This is a genomic window from Thiobacillus sp. SCN 63-57 (genome assembly GCF_001725555.1).
Lineage (GTDB): Bacteria > Pseudomonadota > Gammaproteobacteria > Burkholderiales > Thiobacillaceae > Thiobacillus.
Genome location: NZ_MEGP01000004.1, coordinates 49,876 through 65,687, shown reverse-complemented (window position 1 = coordinate 65,687; position 15,812 = coordinate 49,876). Strand labels below are relative to the sequence as shown.

15 protein-coding genes and 1 riboswitch are annotated in these 15,812 nt (G+C 62.5%); of the genes, 7 read left to right on the top strand and 8 right to left on the bottom strand.

Annotated elements, in window-relative coordinates:
• Nucleotides 1-9: 9 nt before the first annotated feature.
• On the bottom strand, nt 10-1,464 hold the full coding sequence (locus tag ABT23_RS02085) for a DHA2 family efflux MFS transporter permease subunit (protein WP_296630457.1): 1,455 nt from the start codon (nt 1,462-1,464) through the stop codon (nt 10-12).
• A 196-nt stretch (nt 1,465-1,660) separates the two neighbouring features.
• Between ABT23_RS02085 and ABT23_RS02080 the strand changes: the two genes are divergently transcribed.
• From ABT23_RS02080 to ABT23_RS02070, 3 genes are all read left to right on the top strand, one after another.
• Nucleotides 1,661-2,116 carry a ligand-binding protein SH3 gene (locus ABT23_RS02080; RefSeq protein ID WP_296630455.1) on the top strand — a complete coding sequence of 152 codons (456 nt, stop codon included), beginning with the start codon at nt 1,661-1,663 and terminating at the stop codon, nt 2,114-2,116.
• A 194-nt stretch (nt 2,117-2,310) separates the two neighbouring features.
• The gene (locus tag ABT23_RS02075) at nt 2,311-2,625 is read left to right on the top strand and encodes a transcriptional regulator (RefSeq protein WP_296630450.1); all 315 of its coding nucleotides are present in this window, start codon (nt 2,311-2,313) and stop codon (nt 2,623-2,625) included.
• Complete coding sequence (locus ABT23_RS02070) at nt 2,618-2,902, top strand: helix-turn-helix domain-containing protein (protein WP_296630448.1); 285 nt, start codon at nt 2,618-2,620, stop codon at nt 2,900-2,902. The genes ABT23_RS02075 and ABT23_RS02070 overlap by 8 nt, the downstream gene beginning before the upstream one ends.
• A 280-nt stretch (nt 2,903-3,182) precedes the next feature.
• On the opposite strand, the gene ABT23_RS02065 is transcribed toward ABT23_RS02070, so the two are convergent.
• Both ABT23_RS02065 and ABT23_RS02060 read right to left on the bottom strand, forming a co-directional pair.
• Entirely contained in the window at nt 3,183-4,136 is a 954-nt protein-coding gene (locus ABT23_RS02065; RefSeq protein ID WP_296630445.1) for a hypothetical protein, read from the bottom strand.
• A 128-nt stretch (nt 4,137-4,264) separates the two neighbouring features.
• A complete protein-coding gene (locus ABT23_RS02060) occupies nt 4,265-5,275 on the bottom strand; it encodes an NAD-dependent epimerase (protein WP_296630443.1) in 1,011 nt (336 codons plus the stop codon).
• A 278-nt stretch (nt 5,276-5,553) separates the two neighbouring features.
• On the opposite strand from ABT23_RS02060, the gene waaA reads away from it, so the two are divergent.
• Entirely contained in the window at nt 5,554-6,819 is a 1,266-nt protein-coding gene (gene waaA / locus ABT23_RS02055; protein ID WP_296630440.1) for a lipid IV(A) 3-deoxy-D-manno-octulosonic acid transferase, read from the top strand.
• Nucleotides 6,820-6,831: 12 nt separating this feature from the next.
• Here the strand turns inward: waaA and ABT23_RS02050 are convergent, their stop codons facing one another.
• The 3 genes from ABT23_RS02050 to ABT23_RS02040 are packed head-to-tail and all read right to left on the bottom strand — an operon-like array spanning nt 6,832 to nt 9,139.
• Nucleotides 6,832-8,142 (bottom strand): TolC family outer membrane protein, encoded by a 1,311-nt coding sequence (locus tag ABT23_RS02050; RefSeq protein ID WP_296630439.1) that lies wholly within the window; start codon nt 8,140-8,142, stop codon nt 6,832-6,834.
• Nucleotides 8,143-8,168: 26 nt separating this feature from the next.
• The gene (locus ABT23_RS02045; protein WP_296630436.1) at nt 8,169-8,486 is read right to left on the bottom strand and encodes a rhodanese-like domain-containing protein; all 318 of its coding nucleotides are present in this window, start codon (nt 8,484-8,486) and stop codon (nt 8,169-8,171) included.
• The gene (locus ABT23_RS02040; protein WP_296630434.1) at nt 8,486-9,139 is read right to left on the bottom strand and encodes a protein-L-isoaspartate O-methyltransferase; all 654 of its coding nucleotides are present in this window, start codon (nt 9,137-9,139) and stop codon (nt 8,486-8,488) included. Before ABT23_RS02040 ends, ABT23_RS02045 begins: the two co-directional genes overlap by 1 nt.
• Before the next feature lie 72 nt (nt 9,140-9,211).
• Nucleotides 9,212-9,318, top strand: a riboswitch (TPP riboswitch).
• Nucleotides 9,319-9,378: 60 nt separating this feature from the next.
• Here ABT23_RS02040 and thiC point away from each other — a divergent pair.
• The 3 genes from thiC to ABT23_RS02025 all read left to right on the top strand — a co-directional run bounded on the left by thiC (nt 9,379) and on the right by ABT23_RS02025 (nt 13,999).
• Entirely contained in the window at nt 9,379-11,322 is a 1,944-nt protein-coding gene (gene thiC, locus ABT23_RS02035) for a phosphomethylpyrimidine synthase ThiC (protein WP_296630431.1), read from the top strand.
• A gap of 69 nt (nt 11,323-11,391) precedes the next feature.
• Entirely contained in the window at nt 11,392-13,077 is a 1,686-nt protein-coding gene (locus ABT23_RS02030) for a diguanylate cyclase (RefSeq protein WP_296630429.1), read from the top strand.
• Nucleotides 13,078-13,168: 91 nt separating this feature from the next.
• On the top strand, nt 13,169-13,999 hold the full coding sequence (locus ABT23_RS02025; protein ID WP_296630767.1) for an undecaprenyl-diphosphate phosphatase: 831 nt from the start codon (nt 13,169-13,171) through the stop codon (nt 13,997-13,999).
• A 23-nt stretch (nt 14,000-14,022) separates the two neighbouring features.
• Here ABT23_RS02025 and ABT23_RS02020 read toward each other — a convergent pair whose 3' ends face one another.
• Together ABT23_RS02020 and ABT23_RS02015 are read right to left on the bottom strand one after the other, a co-directional pair.
• Nucleotides 14,023-14,556 (bottom strand): response regulator transcription factor, encoded by a 534-nt coding sequence (locus tag ABT23_RS02020; RefSeq protein ID WP_296630427.1) that lies wholly within the window; start codon nt 14,554-14,556, stop codon nt 14,023-14,025.
• Nucleotides 14,553-15,809 (bottom strand): ATP-binding protein, encoded by a 1,257-nt coding sequence (locus tag ABT23_RS02015; RefSeq protein WP_296630425.1) that lies wholly within the window; start codon nt 15,807-15,809, stop codon nt 14,553-14,555. Before ABT23_RS02015 ends, ABT23_RS02020 begins: the two co-directional genes overlap by 4 nt.
• Between the last annotated feature and the right edge of the window lie 3 nt (nt 15,810-15,812).

Genomic DNA, 15,812 nt, shown 5'->3' with positions numbered 1-15,812 from the left:
TTTCAGCGCTCATTCCACCACGCGCACCGATCCCCGGCTGACGCTTTCGCCATCCCCGGGGCGGAGCGACCAGAACGACAGCGACGAGAGGATCGTCAGCCCGGCCAGCGTCAAAAAAGCATGGTGCAGCGCGGTCGTCACCGCCACGCGGTCGGTTTGCGGCAGGTCGCCCAGATACCAGCCAGCGATCAGCGAACCGCACGCCAGCCCGAAGCTCATCGACATCTGCTGCAGCGAACTCGCGATCGTGCTGGCCATGCTCGAATCGGGCGTATCGATATCGGCGTAGGCCATCGAATTCATGCTGGTGAATTGCAGCGAATTGAAGAAGCCCATGGACAGACCCAGCAGCACGATCAGCGCGATCGGCGTGGCCGGATTCACCAGCGAGAAAAGACTGATGACGGCGCCGATCATCACCGTATTCACGATCAGGATGCGGCGGTAGCCGAAGCGTGCCAGCACGCGCGGGGCGATGATTTTCATGCCCATGGCCGCCGCCGCGGTCGGCATCATCAGCAGGCCCGACTGCCACGCCGGCAGGCCCAGGCCGAGCTGGTAGAGCAGCGGCAGCAAGAACGGCATCCCGCCCACCCCCAGCCGCGTGACGAAACCGCCCATCACCGAGATGCGAAACGTGCGTACCCGGAACAGCCTCAGGCGCAACAGCGGATGGGGCGTCTCGCGGGCATGCCATAAGTACGCGCCCAACAGGCTCATGCAGAGCAGCAGCAACACGGCCGCCGAGGTCGCGTCGATCCGGTGCTCGCCGAAGATTTCCAGCAGCCAGGACAGGAGTGCCGTGCCGCTGCCGAACAGGACCAGGCCGACGACATCCAGCGGGCGCGTTGTGTCGCCGCGATAATCCGGCATGTGGCGCTGCGCCAGCCACAGCGCCAGCAGGCCCATCGGCACGTTGACGAAAAAGATGTAGCGCCAGGAGACCCAGTGCACGATCAGGCCGCCGACCGTGGGCCCGAGCAGCGGGCCGATCAGCGCCGGGATGATGACGAAATTCATCGCCTGCAGCAGTTCCGATTTGGGGAACGTACGGATGATCGTCAGCCGGCCCACCGGCATCATCATCGCCGCGCCCACGCCCTGCAGAATGCGCGCCGCGACCAGCATCGGCGCGTTCAGCGCCAGCCCGCACAGAATCGAGGAAAAGGTGAAGAGGCCGACCGCAATGCTGAACACGCGCCGCGTGCCGTAGCGGTCCGCCATCCAGCCGCTTACCGGAATGCACACCGCCAGGCTCAGGATGTAGCTCGCCACCACCGCCTTCAGGCTCAGCGGCGTCACCTGCAGGCTCTGCGCCATCGCCGGCACCGCCGTGTTGACGATGGTGGTGTCCAGTTGCTCCATGAACAGCGCCACGGCCACGACCCAGGGCAGGTAGCGTTTAACCGTGGCGGGATTCATCGTGGAAGGTGGGGTGGCGGTTTCAAATGATTCAATCGACATCAGGCAAGGGCGAATCGGTCAGTATGGGGTGATTCATCGGGCCGATAAAGGTTCTTCGCCCGGCCGGCTTGCCGCGTAATGTATCGATTAATACGATAGTAAGTGCCGATAAATATCGTTTGATAAATAGTTCTTCGCTTCATATCCTGTGGCCGCACACAACTGGCATGTTTTTCAATCACCACAGGAGCAGAAAATGAATGGCTTGATCGCGAATTTCCCCCCCGACGGCATTGTGACCGTGAACCGCGTCGTGCTCAAACCCGAATACAGCGTCGAGGACCTGCAGGAGCGCGTGGCCTTCCTCTGCGAAAACGTCAAGACCTATCATTCCGACACGGGCTTCGTCGGTGGCTTCGTCGCGCTGAATTCCGGGCAGGTATCGAATGAAGGCTCGACCATCGGACAGGCGGTCGAAAGCCCCATGAAAGGCCGCGAAGCGCTGATCGTGACGTTCTGGACGACCTTCGAACTCCACGAGCGCTCGCACAAGTCGGAGACCTTCCAGCCCCTGTTCCGGCGAGCGCTCGAACTATGCGAAAACGGCAACGAAGAAATCGCTTACGAGATGCTGTGGTCCGGCAAGGCCTACGATCCCGTGGAACTCGAAGCGGCGCGGCATGCCAAGGAGGCTTATCCCGCCAAGGCCTAGGGCCAGCGCGCAACAATTCTGCGCATCAATACAAAATCAGGGGCCTGGCTCGGTGGGTAGATCGAGCCAGGCCCCTTTGATTTGCTGTTCATCTGTGTGGATGGCGAATTGGCGGCTGGCAGGCGGACGTTGCTGCCCGAGGGCGACGGTTCTTCGATATTGCCTACAATACGGCAGTGCCGTATTCTTGTCTAATGTACACCGTCATCGAAACGGACGTTTTCGTGCGTGCAGCAGCCCAGATCTGGACGGATGCCGAGCGTATCGCGTTCATCGACTGGCTGGCCGCCAACCCGGACGCGGGCGATGTCATTCCGGGTTCCGGCGGCTGCCGCAAGGTCCGGTGGACGCGCCCCGGCATGGGCAAACGCGGTGGCGCGCGGGTCATTTATTTCAACCAGCTGGAGCACGGCGAGATCTGGTTGTTGATGGTGTACGTGAAAGCGAAGTTCGACAACCTGCCCGTGTCATTTTTGAAACAACTGCGAGAGGCCATAGAACATGGATAAGGAAATGGAACAGTTCCAGAAGGACTTGCTGGACTCCGTCCGCCAGATGAAGGCGGGCAAGGGGGCCCGGAAAACCCAGGTTGCCCTGTCGCCCATCGCAGAGGCGCGAAGCCGACTGGGAATGTCTCAGTCCGAACTGGCTAGCCTGATGGGGGTGTCCACCCGTACGTTGCAGGACTGGGAGCAAGGCCGCCGCAAGCCCACCGGCGCGGCGCAAACGCTACTGCGTGTGGCGATTGCGCATCCCGAGGCTTTACTTGATTTGAAAGTAGCGTAGTGCAAAATCGGCAGCGTATTTCGGGGGGCAAAAGGCAATATCTGACCTCCGAGCTTTGCGTTATTGCCACGCAAAAAAATAGCCCACAAATTAGTGGGCTATTTTGATGATTATTTCTTTCTCGGCTTAGGCTCTTTGGGAGTTGATTGTAGACACTTGGTGTCTAGACCCATGGCCTTCAAATCTCTTATTGCCTGGCCCCTTAATTCTGCAGACCGCTTTTTTATTTCTGCAGATTTCCCCGATGGCAGATTCACATTCTCCCAGTACAGTGACATATTCATTTGTCTGTCTCCCGTCTGATAAGCGCAAGATTATATTCCAGCCTAAGTCTTAGCTCAAAGCGTTCTAATAAAAACTCATAATAGGCCGTCTCGGCTTCTTTGAATAGACCATCCTGGTCGCAATGTATAGAGACGACAAAAGGTATGTCAGATTTCCCCCACTTAATCGGATAGCAAATTATTGATCCTTCCTCCGTGGCAACAGATGGATTAAATCGTCTTCTTTTATGATGACGGGTTACTTCTTTTTTTATGCTAGAAACAACAATAATTTTTCGCTGTTTAAAGCAGGTCATTATTGTTGAAGAAGGGGAATTTAGTATTTCAAGACTGGCAACTGGGTCCTCATCATTAGGATAATGCACTGGAATTCCCTCAACCCTCCCACCATTCAGCTGAGCCAACACAACGCGTATTAATTTTTGATTGCCTTCTGGATATAGCGCATTAAACAAATCGCAGATGGCCCTTGTAAGCTCCGCTATCTGAATCTGTGGTTGTGTAATGGAACGAAATATCTCTTTTTCTTCCGTGCCATTTTTTGACGTGTTGTTACTCAGAAAATTTCTAAATCTATTTTCTTTAAGCCCAACTACACCGTCTAAACAGCGCAAAAGTGCGTAGAGATTTTCAACCGGCATTTGATCCTTATTCTTTTTGGCGCGTTCAGAAATAATCCCGCTTAATGTAATAAATACAGAGGGGTATGCCCAAAGAATTGCCAAGCCGATAAAGGTCAAATCCGTATTAAGAAAATCTTTTGCTGAAGGGAAAGCCTCGTCAACCTTTAGGTGAAAATTCGCATTGGTGAAATACGTAATAAATGCTGCAGGTATCAGCACAAGAAAAATAGGGCGCAAGACTAACTTGATTGCCCAATGTTTTTGAATTTTGTCGGCGACTATTGCTGCTTTGTCTAAGCGCGAAACTTCGTTTTTCGGATATCGCATTTAATTAGTTTTTTATGCTCGCTAAGCCCGGCATTCTGCGTCCCGGGAAGGCCAAACAGGCGAACGCCTTAGCAGCGAATCGTGAGATCGAGCAGCTAAAGAAGTCCATTTTGAACGTTTCGAACAGTTCACTTCGGCTGCTTATACATCCGATACCACTCCACCCATTTCCCAATCCCATACTCCAGCGTCGTCGCCGGCTTGAACCCGGTGTCGCGGATGAGGTCGTCGACGTCCGCGTAGGTCGCCTGCACGTCGCCGTCCTGCATCGGCAGGAAGTTCTTCTTCGCCTCTTGGCCCAGCGCCTTTTCGATCGTGCCGATGAAGTCCATCAGCTGCACCGGGGTGTGGTTGCCGATGTTGTAGATGCGGTAGGGCGCGTGGCTGGTGGCGGGGTCGGGATTCTTGTGATCAAAATCGGGGTTGCCCTGCGGGATGCGGTCGAGCACTTTCACGGTGCCGTCGGCAATGTCGTCGATGTAGGTGAAGTCGCGCATCATGTCGCCGTGGTTGAAGACGTCGATGGTGCGGCCTTCGAGGATGGCGGAAGTGAACAGCCACGGCGACATGTCGGGCCGGCCCCAGGGGCCGTAGACGGTGAAGTAGCGCAGCCCGGTGGTGGGCAGGCCGTAGAGGTGCGAGTAGGTGTGCGCCATCAGCTCGTTGGCCTTCTTGCTCGCGGCGTACAGGCTCACCGGGTGGTTGACCGGGTCGTGCACCGAGAACGGGATCTTGGTGTTGGCGCCGTAGACGCTCGACGAGCTGGCGTAGACGAAGTGCTTGACGCCGTGGTGCCGGCAGCCTTCGAGCAGGTTGGCGAAGCCGACCAGGTTGGACTGCACGTAGGCATGCGGATTCTTCAGCGAGTAGCGCACGCCGGCCTGCGCGGCGAGGTTGATGACGGCGTCGAAGTGGCCTTTCTCGAACAGGTCCTCCATCACCATGCGGTCGGAGATGTCGTCCTTGACGAAGCGGAAGTTGGGGTAGGGCTTCAGCTGTTCGAGCCGGGCGAGCTTAAGCGCCGGATCGTAGTAGTCGTTGAGGCTGTCGATGCCGACGACCTCGTCGCCGCGCTTGAGCAGGATTTGCGCGACATGCATGCCGATAAACCCGGCCGCGCCGGTGAGCAGGATTTTCATTGTTGGGCCTCCAGAGTGGCGTCGATTCTAGCACCGCTGCTTGTGAGGAATTTGAATCGTCCCTGTACCCCTTTTGCTGAGTATCCGAGTGGGAGCAGGGCCGCTTCGACGAGCTCAGGACAGGCTTCGACAAGCTCAGCCCGAACGGGGTAGGTTTGGGCGGGTAGCAAAGATGATGTACGGCTATCGGTTCCGTTCGTGGTGAGCCTGTCGAACCACCCCTCTGCCTCCCGGACAAGAACGGAAAGCTTTGCGGGGCTTCCCGTACAATCGCGGCGATGTCCAACCTGCGCCTGATTCTCGACTGGAGCCTCTACCGGCTGGCCCTGCTGCTGGCGGCGCCACTGATTCCGTTGCGCCTGTTGTGGCGCGGGCGCCGCGAGCGCGGTTATCTGCAGCACTGGGGCGAACGCCTGGCGCACGGCCCGGTGCCGGTCACGGGCGCGCTGTGGATCCATGCGGTGTCGGTCGGCGAAATGCGGGCTGCGCAGCCGCTCATCCAGGCGCTGCGTACCGCGCATCCGGACGCACCGCTGTTGCTGACCTGCATGACGCCGACCGGACGCGCCACCGCCGAATCGCTGTACGGCAGCTTCGCGCGCATCGTCTATCTGCCCTACGACTACGCCGGGTCGATGCGCCGCTTCATGCGCCGCGTGCGGCCGCGCGTCGGCATCCTGATGGAAACCGAGTTGTGGCCCAATCTTATCCATGCCGCCGCGCGCGGGCAGGTGCCGATCGTGCTGGCGAACGCGCGGCTGTCCGAGCGCTCGGCGCGCGGCTACGCGCGGCTGCCGGCGCTGACGCGGGCGTGTCTGCAGCGGATCGCGGTCGTTGCCGCGCAGTCCGACGACGACGCCGAACGCCTGCGGACACTCGGTGCGCCGGCCGTGCACGTCACCGGCAATCTCAAATTTGATATCGCGCCGCCGGATGCGTTGTTGGCACGTGGGGCGGCCTGGAAAGCGCAATGGGGATCGCGTCCGGTGCTGCTCGCGGCAAGCACACGCGAGGGCGAGGAAGCGCCGCTGTTGCGCGCGTTTGCCGAGACCGCGCCGGACGACGTGCTGCTGGTGCTGGTGCCGCGCCATCCGCAACGCTTCGACGCGGTGGCGGCGCTGATCGAGGCGGCCGGCTTGGCGTACCGGCGGCGCAGTGTGCTGGGCGAAGCGCCGCTGGACCCGCATGTGCGCGTGCTGCTGGGCGACAGCCTGGGCGAGCTGTTTGCGTATTACGCGGCCTGTGATGTGGCTTTCGTCGGCGGCAGCCTGATGCCGCTGGGCGGGCAGAACCTGATCGAGGCGGCGAGCGTGGGGCGGCCGGTGCTGGTGGGGCCGCACACTTTCAATTTCGAGGAGGCGACACGCCGCGCGATCGAGGCCGGTGCGGCACGGCGGGTCGACGATGCGACGGCCTTGATGCGTGACGCGCTGGCGCTGTTGGGCGATGCCCCGGCGCGTGCCCGGATGGGCGAGGCGGGACAGGCCTTTGCCGCCCGCCATCGCGGCGCGGCGGCTCGGGTGGCCAGGCTCGTTCCTGTCTAGGCTGTCGGTGGCTTATTGCACCGCGGGTTTCAGGTGCTGGTCGATCTCGGCGAGGTCGGCGGGATTGAGGCTGCCCACGGCGGCCTTGAGCGACAGGCCGGCCAGCAGGTAGGCGTAGCGCGCGCCGGCCAGGTCGCGGCGGGCGGACAGCACCTGCTGCTCGGCGTTCAGCACGTCGAGGCTGGTGCGCACGCCGACCTGCAGGCCGAGCTTGGTGGAGTCGAGCTGGGCCTGGGTGGAGGTGAGCGCCTGTTCCAGCGCTTTCACGCGGGCCGCGCCGCTGCTGACGTTGAGCCAGGCCTGACGTGCCTGCAGGCTGGCGTCGCGGGCCGCGGCCTCGAGGTCCTGGCGCGCCTTTTCCTGGTTGGCGACGGCTTCGCGCACGCGCGAGTTGACAAGACCACCCTGGTAGATCGGCAGGTTGAGCTGCACGCCGATGCTGGCGGCGCGGGTGTCCACCTGCAGCGTGCCGAAATTCTGATTGTTGTTGATGGTGTAGCCGGCGACGGCGTCGAGCGTGGGGTAATGGCCGGCACGGTTGCGTTCGACTTCCTGGTCGGCAATGGTTTTGGCAATGCGCTGTATCTCGGCCTGCAGGTTGCCTTCGGTGGCGCGTGCGGCCCAGGTGTCGATGGACTCCGCTTCGACCTTGAGCGCGCCCGGTTCCACGAAGATGTCGAGTGCGCCGGGCGGCTTGCCGATGAGCTTTTCCAGCGCGCGCAGACGGATGGCGAGGCTGTTCTGCTCGGCGATTTCCTGCGCCACGGCGAGGTCGTAGCGCGCCTGCGCTTCATGGGTGTCGGTGATGGTGGCGGTGCCGACCTCGAAGTTGCGCTTGGCGGATGCCAGCTGTTCGGAGATGGCCGATTTTTGCGCATTGATGAAGGCGATGTTGTCCTGCGACTGCAGCACGTCGAAATAGGCCTGGGCGACGCGCAGGATCAGGTCCTGTTCGGCCACCTTCAACTGCATTTCGGCGATCTTGACCTGCTGCTTGGATTGCTCGTACTGCACCATATTCTGTTTACGGAACAGCGGCTGCGTGGCGTTCAGCGACAGGCCGTTGGACGCGTAGTCGGCGTCGCCGCCGGGCAGGCTGGAGTCGATCTTGTTGTACTGGGCATTGCCGCCCAGGTTGACGTTGGGCAGCAGTCCCGCACGCCCCTGGATCGCCTTCTCCTGGCCAGCCTGGTAGGCGGCGCGGGCAGCGGCATACTGCGCATCGTAGGCCTGCGCGTCCTGGAAGACGGCTGACAGGTTTTCTGCGTGGGCGGCTGGCGTCAGGGCAAGGGCGAGAGCGAGAGACAGGGGTTTGAATTGCATGGGGTCCAGTCCTAGGTAGAGGGTATTCAGTAGCGCGGCATGGCCGGATCGACCTCATCGGCCCAGGCGGCGACACCGCCCGCGAGATTGACGACGTCGACAAACCCGGCGGTCTCCAGATAGCGCGCCGCGTGATAGCTGCGTACGCCATGATGGCAGATGACGACTGTTTCGGCATTCTTGTTCAACTCCGACAGGCGTGCCGGCAACTCGCGCATCGGAATCAGGATCGCGCCGGGCAGGCGGCAGAGGTTCCACTCCCAGGGTTCGCGCACGTCGAGCAGCACGGGCGTGTGGCCGGACTGGATGTGGGCGGCGAGTTCGGGGGGGCGAAACTGGCGCATCAGAATACGAAGGCGGCCGGATGCGGCGCGTTCAGCAGCGGCGCCACGCAGGTCTCGAACAGCGTCACGCTGCGAAACGCGCCCGGCGCGGTGCAGGTGACCAGTTGTGCCTGCATCACCGGCGCCTCGCCGACGATGGCGAACAGGCGGCCGCCCACGTGGAGGCGGCGGCGGAAGGCGTCCGACAGCAGCGGGGTCGAGCCGGTTAGCACGATGACGTCGAAGCCGGCTTCGTCGGGCCAGTCGCGTGCCGCGTCGCCGGGATGCAGCGCGACATTGTGGAAACCGTGCGCACGCAGCTTCTGCGTGGCGGCGGCGGTGAATTCGGGGACGATGTCCACCGAGACCACCTCGGCCGCCTGGGATGCCAGCAGGGCGGTGAGGTAGCCGCTGCCGGTGCCGACTTCCAGCACGCGGTCGGTGGGGCGGATGACGAGTTCCTGGATGACGCGCGCTTCCAGCTTGGGCGTCCACATGGTCTGGCCGTGGCCGAGCGGGATTTCCATGTCGACGAAGGCCAGCGCCTGGTGCGCCTCGGGCACGAAGTCTTCGCGGCGGACCTTGAACAGCAGGTCGAGTATCGCCTGATTCAGCACATCCCAGGGGCGGATCTGCTGTTCCACCATGTTGTAGCGCGCCTGCTCCATGTCCATGCGGTACCCTTGATTATCAATAAGTTAGATGGGGGATTGCCTTGCAATTATTCCACAATTCCGCTACCTTGAGCCGCTCGCCAGGGGTCTCCGGACGGCCGTCACGCCGAATGGAGTGAGAGATACCCTTCGAACCTGATGCGGTTGAGACCGCCGTAGGGAGGCTGACAGGCCTCCCGTGGACTAAATAGCGAGGCTGACTCAGCGGCCTCCACCCTAATTCTGCTGGAGCGCCCGCCATGAACGCCAACCCCAAATTCCTAGCCGCCACCGCGCACGTCGACGAAGCGGCGGTGCAGCCGCTGCCGAACTCGCGCAAGATCTACGTGCAGGGCAGCCAGCCCGACATCCGCGTGCCGATGCGCGAGATCAGCCAGGCCGACACGCCGCTGATGTTCAGCGGCGAGAATGGCGCAGGCGGCGCGCACTCCGAACCGAATCCGCCGATTTTCGTCTACGACTGCTCCGGCCCGTATACCGACCCGACGGCGAAGATCGACATCCGCACCGGCCTGCCCGCGCTGCGCACGCGCTGGATCGAGGCACGCGGCGACACCGAGGTGCTGGCTGACCTGAGTTCCGAATACGGCCGCCAGCAGGCCGCCAATCCCGAACTCGCCACGATGCGTTTCCCCGGTCTGCACCGCACGCCGCGCCGCGCCAAGGCCGGCATGAACGTGACGCAGATGCACTACGCGCGCCAGGGCATCATCACGCCGGAGATGGAGTTCATTGCGATCCGCGAGAACAACAACCGCGCGGCCTACCTGGAATCGCTGAAGGCATCCGGCCCGCAGGGCGCGAAGCTCGCTGCGCTGATGAACCGCCAGCATCCCGGGCAGAACTTCGGCGCCAGCCTGCAGAACGAGATCACGCCGGAATTCGTGCGCGACGAAGTCGCCCGCGGCCGCGCCATCATCCCCAACAACATCAACCACCCGGAATCCGAGCCGATGATCATCGGCCGGAATTTTCTCGTCAAAATCAACGCCAACATCGGCAACTCCGCGCTCGGCTCCAGCATCCAGGAAGAAGTCGAGAAGATGACCTGGGCGATTCGCTGGGGCGGCGACACCGTGATGGATCTCTCCACCGGCAAGAACATCCACGAGACGCGCGAGTGGATCATCCGCAATTCGCCCGTACCCATTGGAACAGTCCCGATCTACCAGGCGCTCGAGAAGGTCGACGGCAAGGCGGAAGAACTGACCTGGGAGATGTTCCGCGACACGCTGATCGAGCAGGCCGAGCAGGGCGTCGACTACTTCACCATCCACGCCGGCGTGTTGCTGCGCTACGTGCCGATGACCGCCAACCGCATGACCGGCATCGTTTCGCGCGGCGGCTCGATCATGGCCAAGTGGTGCCTCGCGCATCACAAGGAGAGCTTCCTCTACACGCACTTCGAGGACATCTGCGAGATCATGAAGGCCTACGACGTGGCCTTCTCGCTCGGCGACGGCCTGCGCCCCGGATCGATCTACGACGCCAACGACGAGGCGCAGCTCTCCGAACTGCGCACGCTCGGCGAGCTGACCCAGGTGGCGTGGAAGCACGACGTCCAGGTCATGATCGAAGGCCCCGGCCACGTGCCGATGCAGCTGATCAAGGAGAACATGGACATCCAGCTGGAGTCCTGCTCCGAGGCGCCGTTCTACACGCTCGGCCCGCTGACCACCGACATCGCGCCCGGCTACGACCATATCACCAGCGGCATCGGCGCCGCCATGATCGGCTGGTACGGCACCGCGATGCTGTGCTACGTCACGCCGAAGGAGCACCTCGGCCTGCCGGACAAGGATGATGTGAAGGAAGGCATCATCACCTACAAGCTAGCCGCGCACGCGGCCGATCTGGCCAAGGGCCATCCCGGCGCGCAGATCCGCGACAACGCGCTCTCCAAGGCCCGGTTTGAATTTAGGTGGGACGACCAGTTCAATCTTGGCCTCGACCCCGACAAGGCGAAATCCTTCCACGACGAGACGCTGCCCAAGGAGTCGGCCAAAGTCGCGCACTTCTGCTCGATGTGCGGCCCGCACTTCTGCTCGATGAAGATCACCCAGGACGTGCGCGAGTTTGCCGCGAAGGAGGGCCTGAACGAAGCCGAAGCCCTCGAGAAGGGCATGGAGGTGAAGGCGGTCGAGTTCGTGAAGCAGGGCGCCGAGGTCTACCGCAAGATCTGACATTCCAGTACACGACCGGCGCCGAACTTGTACAACAGATTGTTCAGATGGCTTTTTCGGCTTGTCGCCATGCTGGTTTGGCTGGGCAGCGTACCGGTGGCTGCCCAGCCGCTGTCAGCCGTCCTCGATCATGAGTCGGCCATTGGCCTGTCGACGGAATTTCTGAAAGAGCAGGACGGGCGGCTCACCCTGCCGGCCGCGATTGCGGCCTACCAGGCGGGACAATTCTCTCCGGGGAACAGCCCGGTCCTGAATTTCGGCATTGGTTCGAAGCCTGCGTGGATCCATTTTGCGGTGGACAACCCGACCGCCGCGCCGCTGCAGAAAAGACTGTCCATCGAAATCGCCTGGCTCGACCAGGTCGAGGTCTACGTCCAGTATCGCGGCAAGACGGTCGAACGGTACCGGGCCGGCGATACGCTGCCCTTCGCGCAACGCCCGGTCGACAGCCGTTACTTCGTGTTCGACCATACGTTCGAGCCGGGGACCAGCGACGTGTTCATCCGCCTGGAGACGCCCGACCCCATGGTTGCGCCGATCTATCTGTTGAGCCCGGAAACATCGCGGCTCCGGCAAATGCAGCAGGAATTCAGCTATGGCATCGTCTATGGTTTCCTGCTCGCCCTGATGGCGTATAACGCCATTCTTTTCGCCAGTCTCCGTAGCTCGCGCTATCTGTACTATGCGCTCTACCTGGCGATGTTCGTCGCCATGAATGTCGCCTATACCGGTCATGGTTTCGCCTGGTTCTGGCCCGATTCGACCATCTGGCAGCAATGGTCCAACCCGGTCCTGATGTTCCTGTATGGCGTGTCCGGCCTGCTGTTTGCCATCCGCTTTCTCGATCTGCAGGTGTATTTCCCGCGAGTGCGCAAGGCGGTCATCGGGTTTTGCGTCATCTTCGGTATTCTGCTGGCGGCGGCCATCCTGCTGGACAGCCAGAAATATGCGCTGCTGGATGCATTCGTCTTCGCGTTCCTGTTCAGCAGCATCATGCTGTTGCTGGGCATCATCTCGGTCCGCACCGGGCAGAAACCGGCGCAATATTTCCTCATTGCCGCCCTCTCGGCCATGGTGGGCGCCCTGCTGACGACCTTGTCGGTCTGGGGCTTCATCCCGCACAACAGCTGGACGTTCCGTGCCGTGGAAATCGGCATGCAGCTCGACGCCACGCTGCTTGCCCTGGCGCTGGCCTACCAGCTGCGCGTCGGCCAGGAAGAACGGTTGCGTGCCGAACGGCTGGCGCAAATGGACCCGCTGACCGGATTGAACAACCGGCGCGCCTTTTACGACAAGACCGGCGCACTGTGGAGCCACGCCATTCGCCACGGGCATCCCACGTCGGTCATGCTGCTCGACATCGATCTGTTCAAACAGGTCAACGACGCCTATGGGCACGCACACGGCGACGACGTGCTGAAGGCGACCGCGGCCATTCTCAGGCAATCCATTCGCCTGGGCGATGTGCTGGCCCGCTGGGGGGGCGAGGAATTCATCGTGTTCCTGCCCGAAACCGATCGGGATGAGGCGACAAAGCTGGCGGAGCGGCTGCGTACCGCGATCGCGGCCATGCGCGTGCCGCACGAATCCGGCGCAAGCGCGGTGACGGCGAGCTTTGGCATTGCCCAGCGTGCGCCCGCCCATCTCACGCTGGACGCCCTGATCGCGGCCGCCGACGAATGCCTTTACCAGTCCAAGCAACAGGGACGGAACCGGGTGACCGCCTGCGAGTCTGAACAAGCGCTTTCTCTCTGAATGCCGCGATCACGAAGCGGCCATGAGCGCCGCGTATAATCCGCAGCGCGTCAGCCCGACGCGTTTTTTTTTTCATGCCCAGACCCTTGCCATGACCGATCCCACCATTCTCCTGCACGCGCTCATCCTCGGCATCGTCGAGGGCCTGACCGAGTTCCTGCCGGTGTCCAGCACCGGCCACCTGATCCTGGTCGGACAGCTGCTTAACTTCAACGACGACAAGGGCAAGGTGTTCGAGATCGCGATCCAGTTCGCGGCGATCCTGGCAGTGGTGTGGGAATACCGGGCGCGCCTCGGACATGCGCTGGTCAATGTCACGACCGAGCCGGCCTCGCAGCGGCTGGCGATCAACCTGATCGTGGCCTTCCTGCCTGCGGCGGTGCTGGGCTTTCTGTTCATCAAGCAGATCAAGCACTATCTGTTCAATCCCATCGTCGTCGCCTCCGCGCTGATCATCGGCGGCGTGCTGATTTTGTGGGCGGAACGGCGCAAGCACGTCATCCGTGCGGAAACGGTCGACGACATGACCTGGCGCGATGCGTTGAAGGTCGGATTTGCGCAGGCACTGGCGATGATTCCCGGCACCTCGCGTTCGGGGGCGACGATCATCGGCGGTCTGTTTTTCGGCCTGTCGCGCAAGACGGCAACGGAGTTCTCGTTTTTCCTCGCGATCCCGACCATGTTCGCCGCGACGTTCTACGACGTCTTCAAGAACCGGCATCTTTTCAGTGCGGACGACATCGGCCTGTTTGCAGTGGGCAGCGCGGCTTCGTTCATCAGCGCGCTGCTGGCGGTGCGTGGCCTGATCCGTTTCGTCAGCCGCCACGATTTCACGGTGTTCGCCTGGTACCGCATCGTGTTCGGCCTGTTGGTGCTGCTGACGGCGTATACCGGATGGGTCGACTGGGGCAGCGGCGGCTAGCCCGCGCTGACGGACCCCGGCGTTCAACCCGCCTTCGGCGGGTTCTTGTCGAGTTTTCGCTGCAGGGTCCGGCGGTGCATCTTCAATGCGCGCGCGGTGGCCGAGATGTTGCCGTCGTGTTCGTTCAGCACCTTCTGGATGTGTTCCCATTCCAGCCGTGCCACGGATAGCGGCTCGGGACTGACTTCCAGCGCGGCATCGGGCTGGTCGCGCATGAGCGCGGCGAGGATCTCGTCGGCATCCGCCGGTTTCGCCAGGTAGTGTCGTGCGCCTAGGCGGACCGCCTCGACGGCGGTGGCGATGCTGGCGTAGCCGGTGAGCACCACGATGGCAGGCGCGGGTGTGCGCGCGGCGAGCGCGGCCACGACAGCCAGCCCCGATTCGCCCGGCAGCTTGAGATCGACGACGGCATGACTGGGGGAAAAGGCCGTGGCCACGGACCGGGCTTCTACCGCATCGTGCGCCACGGCAGTCTCGAAGCCGCGCTTGCCCATGGCGCGCGACAGGGCCGCCGCAAAATCGGCGTCGTCTTCGACGATCAGCAATTTCTTGTTCATACGGGATGTGTCCAAGGCAAGGTGATGCGCACGCGGGTACCGCCGCCGTTGCGTTCGGCCAGGGTCAGCGTGCCGCCGATCCGTTCCAGGGTGGCGTGGGTGAGCGCGAGGCCCATGCCCCAGCCGCGCCCTGGCTTGCCGCTGAACAGCACGCGTCCCGCCTGCGCCTTCTGTTCGGGCGTAAAGCCGGGGCCGCGATCCGCGATATCGATCGCCAGCGCGTCGCGGCTGGCGGTGGCTGCGAATTCGACGGCGTGGGGCGACACGTCGGCTGCATTGTTCAGCACGTTCAGGATCGCCTGCTCCAGGCCCTCGGGCGGGATGAAGTCGCGGCTGTCGTTCAGTAGCGTGAAGCGGACATGGGCGTCGGGGCGCAGCACCTGCCAGCGCTCGACCAGGGTGGCGAGCCAGGCATCGAGCGGATGGGCGGCCGCCGCACTGTCCTGGGCGCGTGCGGCAAGCTGGGTGAGGATCTGCTTGCAAGCCTGGGCCTGTTTTTCGAGCAGATGGCAATCGGCGCCGATGTCGGGGTCGTTGGCGAATTCGCGCGCGAGCTCATGTGCCGTGGTCTGGATGGTGGCGAGTGGGGTGGCGAGTTCGTGCGCAGCCAGCGCGGCCTGCGTGCCCAGCGCGACGATGCGTTCGTCGCGCAGCTGTTTTTCGCGCAGCGCGGACAGCTCCTGGTCGCGCGTGCGCAGGGCGGCATGCATGCGGGTGACGAAGAAGGCGATCAGCCCTGCGCTGATGAGGAAGTTGAACCACATGCCGCCCAGATGCATGCCGTAGGCGGCGATCGGATCGGTCACGGCGAGCGGCTGGAAATAGAACAGCAGCAGGCCGTAGAAGCCGCCCGCCACGGCTGCCAGCAGCCACACCCAGCGCGGGCGCAGGCTGATCGCCGCGATGACGACGGGCACCAGCATGAGCGAGACGAAGGGGTTGGTCACGCCGCCGCTGAAAAAAACCAGCACCGCGAATGCGGTGAGGTCGGCGAGCAGGTGGGCCAGAAATTCCATCTGGGTAGCGGGCAAGTCCAGCCGCAGCCGCCATGCCGTGGTGAGCGAGAACATGCCCATGAGCAGCAGGACCGCACCCATCGGCAACAGCGGCATCGGGATGCGCAGGCCCCAGTGCAGCCAGACGATGCCGGCCGCCCAGCCGCCGATCAACGAGAGGCGCACCGCCAGCAGACGCCCCAGCAGGGCACGCGCGGGCAGGGTGGACAACAGGGTGGAATCGGTCGCTGACGACATGGC